Below are 18,076 nucleotides of genomic sequence, written 5' to 3'. Positions count from 1 at the left end.
TTGACCGTGCTCAGCACGTCGATCCCGGCGTCCAGCAGCGCCTGCACGTCCTGCCAGCGCTTGGCGTTCGCCGAGCCGGGCACGTTGGTGTGCGCGAGCTCGTCGACCACGGCCAGCTCGGGGCGGCGGGCCAGCACCGCGTCCAGGTCCATCTCGGTGAAGGCCACGCCGCGATAGGTCAGCTCCCGGCGCGGCACCGTCTCCAGCTCGCCGATCATGGCAGCGGTGTGCCTGCGGCCGTGCGTCTCGACCAGGGCGACGACCACGTCGGTGCCGCGCTCGGCCCGCCGGTGCGCCTCCTCGAGCATGGCGTAGGTCTTGCCGACGCCGGGCGCCGCGCCCAGATAGATCCGTAACTCACCGCGTGCCATGGAGAGGGCCTTCAGTCGTTTTAGGGGTGGTGGCCGGGGTGGTTGGAGGGGTTTCATCCGGACCCGGGTTCAGCGTCAGGACGTTCACGCCCGGCTCTCCCAGGAAACCCAGGGCGCGCCCGGTGGTATTCCGCTCGATCAGCGGGTACACCTCCTCCAGGGTGAGGCCTCGCTCTCGCGCGATTCTTGCGCCCTGCAGTTTCGCGTACGCCACGGAGATGTGCGGATCGAGACCGCAGGCGCTCGCCGTGACCGCGTCCGGGGGAACCACGGCCGGTTCTCAGCTGGTGTAGTAGCCCGCCTTCAGGTCGTCGAGCAGGGTCGGGTGGGTCGGAGTCCAGGAGAAGCGGGCGCGGGTCAGCTCGCTGGACGCGGGGAGGTCGGCGGAGAAGAACATGGCCATCCAGCCGAAGTGGTCGGGGGCCTGCTCGGCCGGGATCGAGCGGCTGGGGATGCCGAGGCCCTCGCCGATCGCCTCGGCGATGGTGCGGGTGGGTACGCCCTCCTCGGCGATCGCGTGCACGATCGAGGCGGGCGGGGCGTCCTCGACGGCGCGGCGCACCAGGACCGCCGCGTCGGCGCGGTGCACCGCCGGCCAGCGGTTCGAGCCGTCGCCGACGTACGCGGAGAAGCCCTTCTCCCGGGCGATCCGCGCAAGGGTGGCGACGAAGCCGTGGTCCCCCGGACCGTGCACGGTCGGAGCGAAGCGAACGATCGAGGGACGCACCCCGCGCTCGGCGAAGGAGAGGGCCAGGGCGGCGCTGGCGGCACGCGGGTGGGCGGCGGACGGGACCGGGTCCTCCTCGGTGATCAGGCCGCCGGAGCCGAGCCCCGCGAGACCGGAAGCGATCACGAGAGCGCCGCCGGTGCCGTCGAGGGCCTCGCCGAGGGCGGCGATCGCGGCCTGATCGGTCGCGGCCGCGTCGGCCATCCTGCTGAAGTCGTGGTTGTAGCCCATGTGGACCACCCCGTCGGACTCGGCGGCCGCGGCGCGCAGCACGTCGAGGTCGTCCAGGGAGCCGCGGCGGACCTCGGCGCCCAGGGCGGCGACCGTGGTGGCGGCGTCGTCGGAACGGGCCAGGCCGGTGACCCGGTGCCCGGCGGCGAGGAGTTCGGTGACGGTGGCGGAGCCGATCCAGCCGCTGGCACCGGTGACGAATACGCGCATGGCTGTGCCTTCCGGAGACGTGATGTCACTTGATGACATGACCATAGCGCAAACGATGTCACCGTGTGACATGACTACGATCACGGCATGGGACGCTGGGAGCCGGGTGCGGCGGGCCGCCTTCACGAGGCTGCCATGGAGTTGTACGTCGAACGCGGCTTCGAGCAGACGACGGTCGCTGAGATCGCGCAGCGGGCCGGGGTGACCGCGCGGACGTTCTTCCGGCACTACGCGGACAAGCGCGAGGTGCTCTTCGGCGGGTCGGAGTACCTGCTGGCCGAGCTGTCACGCGCCCTCGGCACGGCACCCGACGGCGCCACCCCGATGGAGGCGGTGGCGATCGTGCTGGACGCCGTGGCGGAGCTGCTCGGCACCGACCGGGAGCACTCGCGCCGCCGGCAGAGCATCATCGACCTCAACGCCGAGCTGCGGGAACGCGAGCTGATCAAGATGTCCCGGCTGGCCGGGGCGCTCGCCGGGGGCCTGCGCGACCGCGGGGTCGCCGAACCGGAGGCGACGCTCGCAGCCGAGGCGGGGATGGTGGTGCTGCGGGTGGGGTTCCGGCGCTGGGTGGACTCGGCGGACGCCGTCGACCTGCGCGGCGAGATGCGCAGCGCCCTGACGGCCCTGCGCACCACTGTCACGGACCAGCCCGCGTCGCGGAAACCGGACCAGCCCACGTCGCGGAAACCGGACCAGCCCGCGTCGCGGAAACCGGACTAGACGCCGGAGATCCGGAGGCCCGCCCAGAGCGCGACCACCGCCGCCACCAGGCAGAGCGGGACCGTGATCGCGCTGAGCAGGTGGAACTCGACGCTCCGGGGAGCCGCGCCGCGGGCGGTCAGGATCCGGCGCCAGAGCAGCGTGGCGAGCGAACCCACGTACGTCAGGTTCGGCCCCACGTTCACCCCGATCAGCACCGCCAGCAGCAGGCCCGGTGAATGGGCGACCGCCGGGATCAGCACCAGCGTCGCGGGCAGGTTGTTGAGCAGGTTGGCCAGGATCGCCGCCAGGCAGGCCGCGCCGAGCAGCCCGAACAGCCCGGCCTGCGACGGAACGAGGGCGTTCACCACATCGCCGAGGCCGTTGTCGCGGACCGCGAGGACCACCACGCCGAGCGCGAGCACGAACGCGCAGAACGCCGGGTCGGTCTTGGCCAGCAGCGTGGTGAACCGGACCTCCCGCCGTCGCAGCAGCGGCACGCCGAGGGCGAGCGCCCCGACCGCCGCGACCCAGGCCGGTTCGACGCCGAGCGGCTGCAGGACGCCGAACCCGGCGAGCGTCGCGGCGAGCACCCCGAGGGCGTAGCGCGGCGCGGCGACCGGCGTGACCCCGTCGCCCGGGGCGGGCGAGCCGGCCGGGGCGGTGCCGACCAGGGCGGGCTCCGCGGCCAGATCCTTGGCGAAGAAGAGTCGGAAGACCAGGTACTCGACCGCCACCACCGCCACCCACGGGACCGCCATCAGGGCCGCGAACCCGGCGAAGGTCAGGCCGCTCGCCGCGAAGGCCAGCAGGTTGGTCAGGTTGGAGACCGGGAGCAGCAGCGACGCCGAGTTGGCCAGGTGGTTGCAGGCGTAGACGTGCGGGCGCGGGCGCACACCGACCCGGGCCGTGATGGCGAAGACCACCGGCGTCAGCAGGACCACGGTGGCGTCCAGGCTCAGCACCGCGGTGGTCACCGCCGCGACCGCGAAGACCGCGGTCAGCAGCCTGCGGGGGCTGCCTCCGCTGCGCTCCGCGGCCACTTCCCCGACGTACGCGAAGACGCCGTGCCGTTCCGCGGCGAACGCCAGCACCAGGACGGCGGCGAGGAAGAGCACGGTGGGCGCGAGGGCACGTACCTCGGAGAGGGCCGCCGCCGGGCTGACCAGATGGACCACGATGGCGAGCAGCGCCGCGGGCACCGCGGCAACGGCCTCGGGAAGCTCCCGGGGACGTGCCACCGCGAACGCGAGCACCACGCCCAGCAGGGAGAGCGCGATGATCAACGACACTGGCGCAGAGTAGTGGTTCGGCGACGCAGTCCGCTCGGTCAGCCGACCGGTTCGGGCTCGCTCGGGGCGAGAGGCCGCAGGCGGAGCTTGGTGATGGCCCGTCCAGTGATCTCCACCACCTCGGCGGTGTGACCGTCGACGGCGACCGTCTCGCCGGGCGCCGTCGGGATGTGGCCGAGGCGGGCCAGGACCAGACCGGCGACCGTGGTGTAGTCGCCCTCGTCCTCCTCGTCGATGTCGACGCCGATGTCCGGCAGGTCGTGGATCGGGAAGGTCCCGGGCAGCAGCATCGCCCCGTCGTCCTCGTGGATCACCGACTGCACGTCGCGGTCGGTCTCGTCGTAGATCTCACCGACCACCTCCTCGACCAGGTCCTCCATGGTCACGATGCCGTCGATGGCGCCGCGCTCGTCGACCACCATCGCGAGCTGCTGGCGCTGGGTGCGGAGCTGGCGCATCGCGTCGGAGATCTTGAGGGTCTCGGGGAGGAAGAGCGGCGCGTACATGTGGCCGGAGACGACGCCGTCGGCGCCGACCAGGTCACGCAGGTGCACCACACCGAGCACGTCGTCGAGCCCCATCGGTCCGGTGACCGGTGCCCGCGAGTGACCACCGGCGACCAGCCGGGTCAGCCCCTCGGCGGCGGGCAGGTCGGCCGGGAGGATCAGCACGTCGCGGCGGGGCACCAGGATCTCGCGCAGGATGCGGTCGGCGATGTCGAAGGCGCCGCTGATGATGGTCCGCTGCTCGGGGGTGAACTCCTGCTGCTGGGCGACCATGTCGCGGATCTCCTCGGTGCTGACCTCCTCGCGGGCCGCGTCCGGGTCGCCGCCGGCCGCCCGGACCACCAGGTCGGTCGCCTTGCCGAGCAGCCAGATCACCGGGCGGGAGAGGGTCGCGAGCACGTCCAGCGGGCGGGCCACCAGCAGCGCCCAGCCCTCGGCGCGCTGCATGGCGACGCGTTTGGGCGCCAGCTCGCCGACGACCAGCGTGAAGAAGGTCAGCACGATGGTGACGACCACGATCGAGGCCGGCTCGGCGGCGTCGCCGAGGAAGCCGAGCGGCTCGATCAGCGGCTGCGCCAGCGAGACCGCGGCCGCCGCCGAGGCCAGGAAGCCGGCGAGCGTGATGCCGATCTGGATGGTGGCCAGGAACCGGTTCGGATCCCGGGCCAGCCGGGCGAGCGTGCGCCCGGTGCGTGTCTGCCGCTCCAGCCTCTGCAACTGGCTCTCCCGCAGCGAGATCAACGCCATCTCACTGCCGGAGAAGGCCGCGTTGAGCAGCACGAGAACGACGACCAGTACGACCTGCCACCCGTATCCGCCCACGGCGGACATCAACTCCCTCGCTGGTCACCGACCCGAGTCCTCACGGTACCCAGCAAACCTGGGAGTCATTCTCAGCCGGCGGATGTCCGCATGGATGCCACGTACCCGCCGTGCCTCTCGGATGGCCCGGCCGTGTGACGACGTTGGTCCGGGCCGGTGACGACCGGTAGGCCGGAGGGAGTCCACGAGGGGGACGAGGCGGTCGCCGTCGTTCCGCCAGAGCACGACGGGCCCGAGCGAGCGGTAGACGGAATCGGCACGACCGTGGGAGGCGTCAGGGGCGGCAGATGCCGTCGAGGACCAGGGCTATCGCGCGGTCGGCGTCGGAAGGGGCCGTGCCGACGCCCTGGACCATGACGAAGAGCAGGGAGATGTCGGCGGGCTTCAGGTCCGGGCGGATGTTGCCGAGCTCGCGGGCGCGCAGCATCGGCCCGGTGAGCGCGGCGACCGCGCGCAGCCGGTAGCGCTCCTGGGTGGCCGGGTCGAGGCGGCGGACCAGGGTGACCAGGCCACGCATGGTCATCTGGTTGTGCAGCACCGCGTGCAGCAGCCGGCGGAAGCCGTCCGGCTCGCCGGCCAGCGAGGCGGCCGCCTCCTCCAGGCGTTCCAGCTGGTATTCGATGACGGCGGCGGTGAGCGCGTTCCGGTCGGCGAAGTGCCGGTAGAGCGTGGCCTGGCCGACGCCGGCACGGCGGGCGATCTCCGGGATCGGGGCGACCGCGTCGCTGCCGGCCAGCACCTCGTTCGCGGCCAGGACGATGGCCGCACGGTTGCGCTGGGCGTCACGGCGGCGCGCCGTCGGGGCTCCGTACAACACTCGCACCCCCTTACTACCGACCGGTCACGTTACCGGTCGGTAACGAGAATGTCATCACCTTCACTTTCTCGGTACCGCTCCCTACGCTGCCGCCACGACCGGTCGCCATACCCCCCGTTCCCCCAAGGAGTGCGCTATGGCGCCACGCCGTCTCCTGTCGGCATTGATCGCGTTTCTGCTGGGTGTAGCCGTACTCGCCGGCGTGGGCGCACCCGCTTCCGCGGCATCGGCCACCACGGGCTTCCAGGCCGTGGACATATCCGGCTCCGGCGGTACGGTGCTGAAAGCCAACTGGATCGCCCCGGCGTCCGGTTCGGATCACCCGGCAATCGTCTTCCCGTCCAGCTGGGGCCTGAACGACGCGGAGTACCTGGCCCAGGCGCAGATCCTGGCCGGCAAGGGCTACGTGGTCGTGTCCTACACCCCGCGTGGCTGGTGGTTCTCCGGCGGCGAGATCGACACGGCCGGGTCGCTGGACATGGCCGACCTCTCGCTGGTGATCGACTGGACGATCGCGCACACCGCCACCGACCCGGACCGGATCGGCGCCGCGGGCATCTCGTACGGCGCCGGCATCAGCCTTCTCGGCGCCGCGTTCGACAAGCGCATCAAGGTCGCCGGCGTCCTCAGCGGCTGGTCGGACCTGGGCTACTCGCTCTACTCCGGATCGACCCGGCACCTGCAGTCGTCCGGGCTGCTCTCGCTCGCGGCCCAGCTGGTCGGCAACCCGAGCGAGGAGCTTTCGACGATGCTCTCGGACTTCGCCGCGAACAGGAACGTGGACCAGGTGCAGGCGTGGGCGAAGCTCCGCTCGGCGCAGACCTACCTGAGCCGGATCAACGCGAACCAGCCGGCCGTGCTGATCGAGAACGGCTGGGGCGACTCGTTCTTCCCGCCGAACCAGTGGCAGAGCTTCTTCACCGGGCTGACCGGGCCGAAGCGCCTGGAGCTGCGGCCGGGTGACCACGCGATCGCCGAGCTCACCGGCCTGGCCGGGCTGCCGAACGCGGTCTGGACCGACCTGTACGAGTGGTTCGACCACTACCTGGCCGGCGTGGACAACGGCGCGCAGGACGAGCCGCAGGTCCAGATCACCGGGCTGAACACGAGCGGCGAGACGTACGCCGACTGGGCCGACCTGACCGGGAGCACATCCCGGTACGGCCTCGGCAAGATCCGCACGCTGGACGGCACCGGACTGCTCGGCGGCGCGGTCTCCTCCGGCTGGACCAAGAAGCTCCCGGCCGACAAGGACACCATCGCGAACGGCGGCGTGGTGCTGCTGACCAACGGGATCTCCGCGTTCACCGGCATCCAGCCGTCGGTCTGGCTGCCCTTCGTGGACCGGAGCCGGGCCGGCGTCTGGGCCTCCGAGCGCCCCTCCACGGTCACCCACATCCGCGGCACCCCCAGGGTCCACCTGGAGCTCTCCGGCACCGCGGCGACCGGCACGCTGGTCGCGTACCTCTACGACCTGGACGCGCTCGGCACCGCCACGCTGGTCACCCACGCGCCGGTGAGCTGGCTCGGCACGTCGACCGGAACCCGGAGCGTCGACGTCGACCTCTTCTCCGCCGCGTACGACATGCCGGCCGGGCACTCGCTGACGCTGGTCGTGGACACCGTCGATCCCCTGTACTACGACGAGAACGCGTCCGGTGACTCGATCACCATCGGCGGCGGCTCCTACCTGGATCTGCCCCTGGAGTGAGACAGTCGGCGGATGGGCGATGTGCGAAGCACGTTCCTCGATGTCTGCCGCCGGGCCGGGCTGACCACCTGGTTCGGTAATCCCGGGTCGACCGAGCTGCGGATGTTCCGGGACTGGCCGGCCGACGTCGACTACGTCCTCGCGCTCCAGGAGGCGTCCGCGGCCGGGATGGCGGCCGGATGGTCGATCGCGACGGGCGGGCCCGCCCTCGTCAGCCTGCACTCGGCGGGCGGGGTCGGGCACGCGCTCGGTGCGATCTTCAACGCGTACCGGGACCGGATCCCGCTGGTGGTGATCGCCGGGCAGCAGACCCGGGCGATGCTGCCCACCCGGCCGTTCCTCGGCGCGGACGAGCCCGCGCTCTTCCCCCGTCCCTACGTGAAGTGGTCGCATCAGCCGGAGCGGGCGGCGGCGGTGCCGGGCGCGCTCGCCGAGGCCTGCCGGGTGGCGACGACGCCGCCGCGCGGTCCGGTCTTCCTCTCCATCCCCGAGGACGACTGGGATCAGGAGGCCGACCCCGTTCCGGTACGCACGGTCCACGGCGGTTTCGGTCCCGAACCGGATGCCCTGCGGGAGGTGGCCGGCGCGCTGCGCGAGGCCCGCCGGCCGGCGATCGTCTCCGGTCCGGGGGTGGACGAGGACGGCGCCTGGGCGGAGACCGTCGCGCTCGCCGAGACGCTGGGAGCGGCCGTGTGGGCGGCGCCGATGGCGAGCCGGGCCGCCTTCCCCGAGGATCACCCGCTCTTCCGGGGACATCTCTCTCCGGTACGCACGTCGATAGCCGAGGTCCTCGGGCGCTACGACGTGGTCCTGGTGCTGGGCGCGCCGGTGTTCACCTGTCACGTGCACACCGAGGGGGCGTTCGTGCCGGACCGGACCCGGCTCTTCCACCTGGACTGCGATCCGGCGGCCACGGCGTGGGCGGCGGCCGGCACGAGTCTGCTGAGCACGATCCGGGTGGGGGCGCGCGCGCTGCTCGACGAGATCGGGCCCGGCGGGGGCCGCCTTTTGAGCGCGGCGGGGGGCCCGGACGGCGTACCTGATGAAAAAGCGACGAAGCGGGAGGCGCCCCACCTGAACGACCCGCTGGCGGCCGCGGGGGTTCTGTCGGCGCTCGGTGCGGCGATGCCGGACGGGGCGGTGCTGGTGGAGGAGGCTCCGTCGCACAAGGACACGCTGCACGAGGTGATCCCGATCACCCGGCCACGGGGATTCGTGACCACCGGGAGTGGCGCTCTCGGATGGGGGATTCCGGTCGCGGTGGGACGAGCACTGGCCGGCGAGCGAGTGATCTGCGTCACTGGCGACGGGTCCAGCCTGTACTCGATTCAGGCGCTGTGGACCGCGGCACAGCGAGATGCGTCACTCACCGTGCTGATACTCAATAACCAGAGGTACGAGGCGGTGTCCGGTCTAGCCCGCCGGATCGGCATCCACTCGACACCCGGAACGACGTTACCCGGCATTGACTTCCCGGCCATAGCCCAAGGTTTTGGCTGTTCAAGCGCCCGCGTGACGACGGCCGCGGCATTCCCGGAAGCTCTCGACCGAGCCCTGCGACATCCTGGGCCCTACGTCCTGGACGTCGCCGTGACGGCGACTGATCGGCCGCTCTACGAGAGGTTGCGTCACAGGCCGTAATCGGCCTACGATCCCACCTCATCGGGACCGCCCGATATCCGACAGTGATCAGATGCGTACGCAAAGTACTGTCGGTGGCACTGCCGGATTCGTCGACCCGAGGTGGCGGCATGGTGACGATGGGCAACGCGACCAGCGGTGACGTCATCGCCGGGCGCTACCGCATCATCCGTCCCCTGGCCACCGGCGGCCTCGGCCACGTCTGGCTCGCGCAGGCCTACCATTTCGGTCTCCCCGACCTGGTGGCGCTGAAGCAGTGCACCGTCCCCGAGGGCCTCGCGCCGGAGCAGCGGCGGGTCGTCCGGCGCTGGGCGCTCACCGAGACCCGCGCCGCGGCCCGGATCCGGCACCGGCACGTGATCCGCGCCTTCGACGTGCACCCGGACCCGGCCGGCCCCTGGCTCGCGATGGAGTACGTGCCGTCCCGCTCGCTGCACCAGGTGGTCGCCGAGGAGGGCCCGCTGCCGCCGGAGCGGGTCGCCGCGATCGGCCTGGCCCTGCTCGACGGGCTGCGCGCCGGACGGGAGACCGGCGTGCTGCACCTCGACGTCAAGCCCGGCAACGTGCTGATCGGCGACGACGGCCGGGTACTGCTGATCGATTTCGCCCCGGCGGTGACCTTCTCCGGGATCGCAGCGCTGGCCCGCGCGCAGGTCGTGCTCGGCTCGCCGAAGTACGTCGCCCCGGAGCGGCTCTTCCGGCAGGTCTCCACGGCCCGCTCCGACCTCTGGTCGCTCGGCGCGACGCTGTACCACGCGGTCGAGGGTCGCCCGCCGTTCACCCGGCCGTCGACCGCCGCCGTGCTGCACGCGCTCGGCAGCGAGCAGCCGGACCCGCCGCTGCTGGCCGGGCCGCTCACCCCGGTGCTGACCGGGCTGCTGCGCCGCGACCCGGCCGCCCGGCTCGACCACGAGCAGGCCGGCGCGATGCTCCGCGAGGTGGCGGCGCCGCCCCGCCGCCGAACGATCCGGGAGATCCTGACCCGTCGGTGGGTGCCGGCCACCGGACACCAGGTGTGAGGATGGTCGTCCCTATCGTCCAGCGTTGAGGAATGCCTGTTCATGCGGGTCGGGATCACCGGCGTCGGCGCGTACCTGCCCGATCGTGAAATGACCACGGACGCACTGCAGGCGGGCCTCGGCGGGCCCCGCCTGCCCCGCGGCCTCTTCACCCGGCTGACCGGGATCGATCGGCGGCGGGTGGCCGCGCCGGACGAGTACGCCTCCACCCTGGGCCGGCACGCCGCCCGTGCCGCGCTCGGCGACGCCGGGCTCGACCCGCTCGACGTGGACCTGCTGCTCTTCGCCTCGGCCTCGCGGGACATGGTCGAGCCGGCCACCGCGCACATCCTGCAGGCGGAGCTGGGCAGCCGGGCGCACGCGCTGGACGTGACGAACGCCTGCAACAGCTTCGTGAACGGGATCGACCTGGCCCGGTCGATGATCCTGGCCGGGCGGGCGCGGCGGGCGCTGGTGGTGACCGGGGAGACGCCGACCCGGGTGATGCGGCCGTCGCTGACCGACCGGCGGGCGTTCGCCGGGTTCACCTTCGGCGACGCGGGGGCGGCGGTCGTGGTCGAGCCGGTGGCGACCGGCGGCATCCTGGACGTCGACACCGAGACGCACTCGGAGCACTGGGAGGTCGGCGGGATCCCCGGTGGGGGCTCGCGGCATCCGCGGGGCGACGAGTACACCTACTTCACCGGGGACGGGCACCGGCTGAAGACCGTCTTCGAGAAGATCGGTCCGAGCATCCTCGACCGCGTTCTGTCCCGGTGCTCCATGGAATTTCGTGATTTCTCCTTCATCCTGGTGCATCAGGTGACGTATCCGTACCTGGAGCAGTTCCTGGAGATCACCGGAATCCCGCGCGACCGGATCGTGGTGACCGTCGGCGAGTTCGGCAACACGGCCAGCGCCACGCTCGGGATCCAGCTGGCCAGGATCCGGCCCCGGCTGAACCCCGGGGACCGCGTGCTGCTGATGGGGCTCGGCGGCGGCGTCAGCATCATGACCATGGTGCTGGAGCAGCCGTGACGCTCTGGGTGATCGTTCCCGCGTACAACGAGGCCGCCCGGATCGGCCAGACCCTGTCCGCTCTCGCCCAGCAGACCGACACCGACTTCACCCTGCTCCTGGTGGACAACGGCTCGACCGACGGCACCGCCTCCGTGGTCCCCGGGGTGCGGAGCATCGTGGAGACCGAGAAGGGCGTGGGCTGCGCGGTCGACACCGGTTTCCGGTACGCGATCGCGCACGGGGCGACGCGGCTGGCCCGTACCGACGCCGACTGCATCCCGCGCCCCGGCTGGGTGGCCGCCGCACGCGCCGCGCTCGACGACGGCGCCGGCCTGGTCTGCGGCCGGATCACCGCGCGCCGCGACGAGCACGGGATCGCCGGTCGCGCCGTCTTCGCCGGGCTGGTCGGGCTCGCCGCCGCCTTCGGCCGGCTCCGCCCCGCCCACCGCGGATCCGGATTCCTCGCCCCGTACCGGATGCACGCCGGCAACAACATGGCGATCACCGCCGAGCTCTACCAGGCCTGCGGCGGGATGCCGCGCCGCCCGTCGCCGACCGACCGGCTCTTCCTCAACCGGGTCCGCCGCACCACCGCGTCGATCGTCCACAGCCGGACCATGGTGGTGGAGAACTCGACCCGCCGGCTGCGCGCGTACGGCGTGATCCGCACCGCGCGGTGGTACCTCGACCAGGGCAGTGGCCCGCTCGGCCCGGATCCGCGGTGAGCGCGTGTTCGAGGAACTGATCTCGGGCCTGCGGCCCTCCGACACCGGCCCGGCGATCGTTGCGGGCCGTCGTCCGGTCACGCGTGGCGATCTCTCCACACTGCTTTCCGCGTACGCCGGAGCCCTGCACGCCCGTGGCCTGAGAAGCGGCGACACGGTGGGCCTGGCGGTACGGCCCGGTCCACGATCACTCGCGGTGATGCTGGCGGCGTACCGGAACGGGCTGCGCGTCGCGGTCCTGGACCCGTCCGCCGGTCCCGACGTGCTCCGGGCCCGGCTCGCCCTGGCCCCGCCCGCGCTGATCGTCGCCGACGCCGCCGCCCAGGCCGTCGCGGGCTGGGCCGCGCCCCTGGCCCGCCGCGCCGGTCTGGCCCTGCCCGACCTGTCCGCGCTCGCCCCGACGGTCACCGTGGGCCGCCGCCTGCCCGGCTCCGCGCCCGCACTCGCCCCCGGCGGCCCGCCGCCACCGCCCTTCGAGGGGGACGGCGACGCGGTCGTCATCTTCACCTCGGGGACGACCGCGAGCCCGCGCGCCGTGGTGCACACCCGCGCCGGCCTGGCCGCCGGGATGCGCGCGGTGACCGCGCTGGTCCGGCCGCTGCCCGGCGTACCGATCCTGGGCGGCACGTTCTTCGTCCTGATCCCGTCGCTGGCCGCCGGAGCCCCGGTGGTGCTCCCGTCCCGCCGTCCCCGGGCGCTCGCCCGGCAGATCGCCCGCTTCGCCCCGCAGGCGACCTACCTGACCCCGCCGCCGCTGCGCGCCGCCCTGGACGCCGGGGTGCCGTTCACCGGCCGGGTCTACAGCGGTTCCGCCCCGGTCTCGGCGCACCTGCTGCGCCGGCTCCGCGCCGCCGGCGCCACCGAGGCGTGGTGCGTGTACGCCCTCACCGAGCTCTTCCCCGCCGCCGCCGCCGAGTCCGACGTCAAGTCCGCATACGACGGCCCCGGCGACCTGGTCGGCGACCTGCTCCCCGGCGTCCGCGCCCGCCTCGGCGACCACCCGCTCCCCGGCAGCGGCGCTCCACCCGGCCACGACCCGCTCCCCGGCAGCGGCGCCGGCCTGCTCCCCGGCGGCGACGGTCAGCTCTGGCTCGGCGGCGACGGCGCGTGCGACCGGTATCTGGGCTCGCCCCCGCACGAGTGGGTGGCGACCGGAGACGTCGCCCGGCTCGACGGCCGCCGGGTGGTCCTCGCCGGCCGCGCGAAGGACATGATCCTGCGCCGCGCCGAGAACATCTACCCCGGCCTGTACGAGCCCGCCCTGCACGTCCCGGGCGTCGCCCTGGCGTTCCTGGTCGGCATCCCGGCCGGGGACGGCGACGAGCGGGTCGCCGCGGTCGTCGAGCTCTCCCCCGGCGCCGATCCGGCCACCGTCCGGTCCGCCCTGCGCGAGCCGCTCGCCCGGATGGGCGGCGCCCGCCCCGACCACGTCCTGTTCGCCACGGTGCCGCTCGCCGGCCGTTCCCGCAAGCCGGACCGCGCCGCGGCCGCCGCCCTCGCCGCCACCCGGTTCGCCGCGTGACGCCGTTCGCGGTGATCGTTCCCGCACTCGACGAGGCCGGGGCGATCGCGGGCGTCCTCGGCGCGCTGGCCGCCCAGACCGACACCGACTTCACCCTGATCGTGGTCGACAACGGCTCCACCGACGGCACCGCCGACGTGGTCCGCGCCTTCGCCGCGGCATCACCCGCGCCGTTCCGGACCGTGGTGATCGAGGAACCCGAGCGCGGGGCCGGAACCGCCGCCGACACCGGTTTCCGGTACGCCATCGCGCACGGCGCCCGCCGCCTCGCCCGCACCGACGCCGACTGCCGCCCCGCCCCCGACTGGGTCGCGACGGCCCGCGCCCACCTGGACCACGGCGCCGAGATGGTCTGCGGCCGCAGCGTCCCCCGCCGCGACGAGCACCCGTCCTTCGCCGAACGGCACGTCCTCCCCACCGTCGTCCGCCTGGCCGCCCTCTACGGCCGTCTCCGCCCCGCCCACCGCGCGCCCGGTTTCCGGACCCCGTACGTCCTGGTCCACGGCCACAACCTGGCGCTCACCGCCGACCTGTACCTCCGCTGCGGCGGCACGGCCCGCGAGCCGCTGGAGGCCGGTTCGGAGGACGTCACCCTCCTCAACAACGCCCGCCGCCACACCACCCGCATCGTCCGCGCCGAGGACATGACCGTCGAGAACAGCCTGCGCCGCCTCCGCGCGTGGGGCACCCGCCGCACCCTGCTCTGGTACTGGGACCGTCGCTACGTCCCCCCGTCCCCCGCCGAGGTCCACGTCCGATGACCCCCACCCCGCCGCTTCCCACACCCGGCCCCACCCCGCCGCTTCCCACATCCGCACCCCCGCCCTCCGCACCCCCGCCCTCCGCACCCCCGCCCTCCGCACCCCCGCCCTCCGCACCCCCGCCCTCCGCACCCCCGCCCTCCGCAGCACCGCCCTCCGCAGCACCGGCCTCCCCGCCTCCCGCTTCCTCTGCGGCAGATAACGGATATGTCGGTTTCAAGCGGGCGCGGCGCCGGGACCGCCGGGTCTACCTGCACAGCCATCCGGTCCTGTTCGCGCTGCTCGCGGCGACGCGCCACCGGCACACCGTGCGGCTGGGCGGCACGGTGCTGGCGCACTCCCGGGACGCCTACCTCGACGGCCTGACCCGCATCCCGCTCGACCGCACCGCCGAGGGCACCACCGGCGCCGCGGCGAGCGAGCTGACCGGCGGTGGCCTGCTCTTCGACCAGTCCGGCGACGAGCACCGGGGTTCCCGCCGTACGCTGGCCGACGCGCTGAGCGCCGACGGCGTGGCCCGTCTCCGCCCGATCTGGCACTCCGTCCTGACCCGCCGGCTGGCCCCGCTCGCCACCGGCGCCCCGATCGACCTGGCCGACGTCACCACCGAGATGGCCGGCGCCACCGCGGCCGCCCTGCTCGGCCTCGACGCCGACCCGCACGAGCTGGCCCATGCCGCCCGCACCGCCGCCGCGGCCGCCGCCCGCACCCACCTCCCGGGCTTCCCCTGGCCGGGCCGCCACACCGCCGCCAGGAACGCCGCCGACCGCCTGACCGCCCTGCTCACCCGGGCCGGATCCCCCATCGGCCCCACGGCCGGGTCCGCCGCCTGCCCCGCGGCCGGATCCGCCGCCCGCCCCACGGCCGGATCCCCCGTCGGCCCCGCGCTGGCCGCGATGCTCGCCGTGGCCGCGATCAACACCACGGTCGCCGCCGTCCCGCGGGCCGCCGCGTGGTGTGCCGACGCCGGCCTCTGGCCGTACGCCGCATCCGCGCCCGGCGCCCTCACCGCCGAACTGCTCCGGGTGACCGCCCCGACACCGCTCCTCCCCCGTGTCGCGGCATCCCACGGCACCGCCGGCGGCTGCCCGGTCCGCCCCGGCGACCGCCTGGTCCTGGTCACCCGGCACGCCGTCGACGCCCACCGCACCGACCCCCGCCCGGACGCCCCCGCACCACCCGAGGTGGCCCAGCTGGTCTTCGGCTCCGGCCCGCACGCCTGCCCCGGCGCCCGCCTGGCCCGCGAGCAGATGACCGACACCCTGCGCGCCCTGGCTCCGTACCGCCCGTCCGTGCTCCGCTCCCGCGCGGACCGCCGCAGCGCCCTGCCCGGTTGGTCCACGCTGATCCTGGCCCCCGCCCGATGACCCGCCCCGACCTGCGCGGCATGCGGATCGCGGTCACCGGCGCCAGCGGATTCTGCGGTGGTGCGGTCACCCGGGCCGCCGCCGACGCCGGGGCCACCGTGATCTGTCTCGGACGGCGCCCCGGACCCGTAGGTGAGCACCGATACTGGGACGCCACCAGCACGACGCCGGACCTGACCGATACCGATCTCGTCGTCCATCTGGCCGCGGCCGTCGGGGACCCGCCACCCGGCCGGGCCGCCGAGCGCGCCTTCCGGTCCGTGAACGTCGACGGCACGGCTCGCCTGCTCGACTCCCTCGGCGACCGGCCGCTGGTCTGGGTGAGCAGCGCCAGTGTCTACCGGCGGCCCGGATCGGCGCCGATCCGGGAGGACCATCCGCTGGGCGGGCGCACGGCGTACGGGAGGACGAAAGCGGAAGGGGAACGCCTGGCCGGCACCGTCGGGGCGGTGATCCTGCGCCCGCGCGCGGTCTACGGCCGCGACGACCCGCACCTGCTGCCGAGGCTGCGCCGGGCGGTCCGCGGCGGTCGCGTGCTGCTGCCCGGCCCGGACGTCCCGCTCAGTCTGACCGCGGTCGAGAACCTCGCCGACGCCTGCCTGGCCGCCCGCGACTGGCCACCCGGCCCGTACAACATCGCCGACGCCACGCCCTACCCACGGGACGAGATCGTCGCCACGGCCTGCGGCCACCCCGTCCAGCACGTCCCGATTCCTCCGGTACGCGCCCTCGCCCTGGCGTCCGGCCTCATCGCGCGCCTCACCCTCCGCGAGCGGCTCCTCTCCGGGTACGCCCTGGAGCAGCTGACCACCCCGTTCACCCTCGACATCACCCGCGCGCTGTCCCAGGGCTGGACCCCGCACCGCTCCTTCCACGACACCGCCCGGGCTCTCGGCTGGCGCTGACGAACCCGGTCGACCCGCCCCTGCTCCCACCGGCCAATTCCGCCGTCCATGCACACACGCCCCACGGCCGGCCCCGTCCATGCACACACGCCGCCCGGCCGGCCCTGTCCGTGCGCACGCGCCGCCCGGCCACCGCCGATCGGGTGCACCCGCCGCCGGCCGGCGCACCTGAGCGCCGGCCGGTAGGGGTCAGCTGCGGGCGGAGAGGTGCTGGCGGCGGTCGCGGTTCCAGGTGCGGATGCGGCCCGGCGGGCGCTGGTTCAGGAGGCGGACCGCGCGCCGGCGGCACAGGCGGCCGGTCGAGGTGACCACCGCGCGGCGTGAACGGCGTACCGGAGCTGCCGGAGGTGAACCGGCCTGGCCGCCGCCGTCGGCCGGTTCACCTCCTGACCCAGGGGTGGTGGTCACCGGGTGGCGGTGGGCGGCGAAGACCCAGCCACGCAGGATCAGGTAGCGGGCGCCGCCGACCAGGCTGCCGGTGAGCGCCAGGATCATCGACTCGGTCAGCGCCGACGGGTGCGGGCCGGCCAGCCCGGCGAACCACGGGGCGACGACCAGGTTGGCCAGGTAGACGACGACCGAGGTGAGCCCGGCCTCGCCGTGCAGGCGGCCGATCGCGCCGGTGGTCACGCCGAACGTGATGCGCCGGTGCGCCTCGGTGTTCGCCGGGGTGACCGCGAGCAGCGCCAGCCAGCTGGCCCAGGTCGCGGGGAGCACCTCGCGGGCGGATACGTAGACGAGCGTCTGCAGGACCGTGCTCAACGCGCCCACCAGCATGAACCAGAACAGCTGGCGGGTGATCGTCGCGCTCCAGCGGGCGCGGCGTTCCGACCGACGTGACATGACTGAACGCTTTCGGACAGCGATGATTACCGCCGTAGTGTCAACACCGTTGACCACCCCTGTCAACGGCGTTGACAGCGTGACGAGGGTTACCCTGCGCCATCGCACGATTGCGGCACGAGGAGACTTCTGTCCGTTTCGCGTACAAGAAAATGGTGTTAAAAGATGATTTGGGGAACACGATCGTGGACCCCGGCGCGCGGAACCTCGCGAGATCTGCAACCTTGCTGTTACCGGGCCGTTTCCGATCGGCGATGCGGCGACGAGAGCTACGCCACGGCGGCGGGGAGGGTGCGCGGCACGTGACCCGCCATCGTCAGCTCGATCAACTGGTCCACCGTGTGCCGGAGCAACTCCGCCGGACGGCCGCTCAGCCGGTACGCCACCAACCCGTGCCAGAGATCCAGTACCGCGTCCACGTCCAGATCCTCGGCCAGATCACCGCGCGCGATCCCGCGCCGCAGCACGCTCCGGGCGATCTCCCGGCGCGGCGCCACCACCCGCTCGCGGAGCGGCCCGAGCACCCCGGGGTCCTCGTGCGTCGCCGCGACCAGCAGGGTCATCGTCCGCCCGTGCCCATTGGTCAGGTACTCGATCACCAGGTCGAAGAGGGTCCGCAGCTCGGCCCGGGTGTCGCCGACGTCGGGCACCGGCAGCACCGCCGAGCGCTCCAGGATCACGTCGCTGATCAGGGCCGGCTTGTGCGCCCAGAACCGGTACACGGTCTTCTTCGAGACCCCGGCCCGCCCGGCCACCGCGTCGATCGTGACGCCCAGATACCCGGATTCGGCGAGCAGTTCCTCGGCCGCCGAGAGGATCTTCGAGCGGAGCTGGAGATCCGGCGGGCGCCCCCGGCGGCGGGTGGCCCGGTCGCTCGGGTCCATGAATACTCCTCGGGACGGCGG

16 protein-coding genes and 2 pseudogenes are annotated in these 18,076 nt (G+C 73.6%); 10 read left to right on the top strand and 8 right to left on the bottom strand.

Going from position 1 to position 18,076, the window contains the following annotated elements:
- The 3 genes and pseudogenes from AB0M08_RS38480 to AB0M08_RS38470 form a co-directional block, all read right to left on the bottom strand.
- Window positions 1-371: pseudogene (locus AB0M08_RS38480) on the bottom strand (histidine kinase); the annotation flags it as partial.
- A 20-nt stretch (window positions 372-391) separates the two neighbouring features.
- Window positions 392-648 (bottom strand): annotated as a pseudogene (locus tag AB0M08_RS38475) (potassium-transporting ATPase subunit C); the annotation flags it as partial.
- A 3-nt stretch (window positions 649-651) separates the two neighbouring features.
- Window positions 652-1,539, bottom strand: coding sequence for an SDR family oxidoreductase (locus AB0M08_RS38470; protein WP_364504772.1), 888 nt, complete (start codon window positions 1,537-1,539; stop codon window positions 652-654).
- 87 nt (window positions 1,540-1,626) lie between these two features.
- On the opposite strand from AB0M08_RS38470, the gene AB0M08_RS38465 reads away from it, so the two are divergent.
- Window positions 1,627-2,262 (top strand): TetR family transcriptional regulator, encoded by a 636-nt coding sequence (locus tag AB0M08_RS38465; protein WP_364504770.1) that lies wholly within the window; start codon window positions 1,627-1,629, stop codon window positions 2,260-2,262.
- On the opposite strand, the gene AB0M08_RS38460 is transcribed toward AB0M08_RS38465, so the two are convergent.
- The 3 genes from AB0M08_RS38460 to AB0M08_RS38450 all read right to left on the bottom strand — a co-directional run bounded on the left by AB0M08_RS38460 (window position 2,259) and on the right by AB0M08_RS38450 (window position 5,678).
- Entirely contained in the window at window positions 2,259-3,533 is a 1,275-nt protein-coding gene (locus AB0M08_RS38460) for an SLC13 family permease (RefSeq protein ID WP_364504768.1), read from the bottom strand. The two genes, AB0M08_RS38465 and AB0M08_RS38460, sit on opposite strands and share 4 nt — an antisense overlap.
- A 38-nt stretch (window positions 3,534-3,571) precedes the next feature.
- Window positions 3,572-4,870, bottom strand: coding sequence for a hemolysin family protein (locus AB0M08_RS38455; protein WP_364504766.1), 1,299 nt, complete (start codon window positions 4,868-4,870; stop codon window positions 3,572-3,574).
- Between the two features lie 265 nt (window positions 4,871-5,135).
- The gene (locus tag AB0M08_RS38450) at window positions 5,136-5,678 is read right to left on the bottom strand and encodes a helix-turn-helix domain-containing protein (protein ID WP_364504764.1); all 543 of its coding nucleotides are present in this window, start codon (window positions 5,676-5,678) and stop codon (window positions 5,136-5,138) included.
- Between the two features lie 136 nt (window positions 5,679-5,814).
- Between AB0M08_RS38450 and AB0M08_RS38445 the strand changes: the two genes are divergently transcribed.
- From AB0M08_RS38445 to AB0M08_RS38405, 9 genes are all read left to right on the top strand, one after another.
- Window positions 5,815-7,389, top strand: coding sequence for a CocE/NonD family hydrolase (locus tag AB0M08_RS38445; RefSeq protein ID WP_364504762.1), 1,575 nt, complete (start codon window positions 5,815-5,817; stop codon window positions 7,387-7,389).
- A 12-nt stretch (window positions 7,390-7,401) separates the two neighbouring features.
- Entirely contained in the window at window positions 7,402-9,030 is a 1,629-nt protein-coding gene (gene mdlC, locus AB0M08_RS38440) for a benzoylformate decarboxylase (protein ID WP_364504760.1), read from the top strand.
- Between the two features lie 74 nt (window positions 9,031-9,104).
- Complete coding sequence (locus AB0M08_RS38435) at window positions 9,105-10,049, top strand: serine/threonine-protein kinase (RefSeq protein WP_364504758.1); 945 nt, start codon at window positions 9,105-9,107, stop codon at window positions 10,047-10,049.
- 42 nt (window positions 10,050-10,091) lie between these two features.
- The gene (locus tag AB0M08_RS38430) at window positions 10,092-11,066 is read left to right on the top strand and encodes a ketoacyl-ACP synthase III (RefSeq protein WP_364504756.1); all 975 of its coding nucleotides are present in this window, start codon (window positions 10,092-10,094) and stop codon (window positions 11,064-11,066) included.
- Entirely contained in the window at window positions 11,063-11,773 is a 711-nt protein-coding gene (locus AB0M08_RS38425; protein ID WP_364504754.1) for a glycosyltransferase, read from the top strand. The genes AB0M08_RS38430 and AB0M08_RS38425 overlap by 4 nt, the downstream gene beginning before the upstream one ends.
- Window positions 11,774-11,777: 4 nt before the next feature.
- Window positions 11,778-13,295 (top strand): class I adenylate-forming enzyme family protein, encoded by a 1,518-nt coding sequence (locus AB0M08_RS38420; protein ID WP_364504752.1) that lies wholly within the window; start codon window positions 11,778-11,780, stop codon window positions 13,293-13,295.
- Window positions 13,292-14,056 carry a glycosyltransferase family 2 protein gene (locus AB0M08_RS38415; protein WP_364504750.1) on the top strand — a complete coding sequence of 255 codons (765 nt, stop codon included), beginning with the start codon at window positions 13,292-13,294 and terminating at the stop codon, window positions 14,054-14,056. The genes AB0M08_RS38420 and AB0M08_RS38415 overlap by 4 nt, the downstream gene beginning before the upstream one ends.
- Window positions 14,053-15,423: a cytochrome P450 gene (locus AB0M08_RS38410; protein WP_364504748.1), complete on the top strand. Its 1,371-nt coding sequence runs from the start codon at window positions 14,053-14,055 to the stop codon at window positions 15,421-15,423. The genes AB0M08_RS38415 and AB0M08_RS38410 overlap by 4 nt, the downstream gene beginning before the upstream one ends.
- The gene (locus tag AB0M08_RS38405) at window positions 15,420-16,328 is read left to right on the top strand and encodes an NAD(P)-dependent oxidoreductase (protein ID WP_364504746.1); all 909 of its coding nucleotides are present in this window, start codon (window positions 15,420-15,422) and stop codon (window positions 16,326-16,328) included. The genes AB0M08_RS38410 and AB0M08_RS38405 overlap by 4 nt, the downstream gene beginning before the upstream one ends.
- A gap of 189 nt (window positions 16,329-16,517) precedes the next feature.
- On the opposite strand, the gene AB0M08_RS38400 is transcribed toward AB0M08_RS38405, so the two are convergent.
- Together AB0M08_RS38400 and AB0M08_RS38395 are read right to left on the bottom strand one after the other, a co-directional pair.
- Entirely contained in the window at window positions 16,518-17,171 is a 654-nt protein-coding gene (locus AB0M08_RS38400) for a hypothetical protein (RefSeq protein ID WP_364504744.1), read from the bottom strand.
- Between the two features lie 269 nt (window positions 17,172-17,440).
- Window positions 17,441-18,055: a TetR/AcrR family transcriptional regulator gene (locus AB0M08_RS38395; protein WP_364504742.1), complete on the bottom strand. Its 615-nt coding sequence runs from the start codon at window positions 18,053-18,055 to the stop codon at window positions 17,441-17,443.
- Window positions 18,056-18,076: the final 21 nt, after the last annotated feature.

This window comes from Actinoplanes sp. NPDC051851 (genome assembly GCF_040681165.1).
Lineage (GTDB): Bacteria > Actinomycetota > Actinomycetes > Mycobacteriales > Micromonosporaceae > Actinoplanes.
This window is presented reverse-complemented; position numbering and strand designations above follow the sequence as displayed.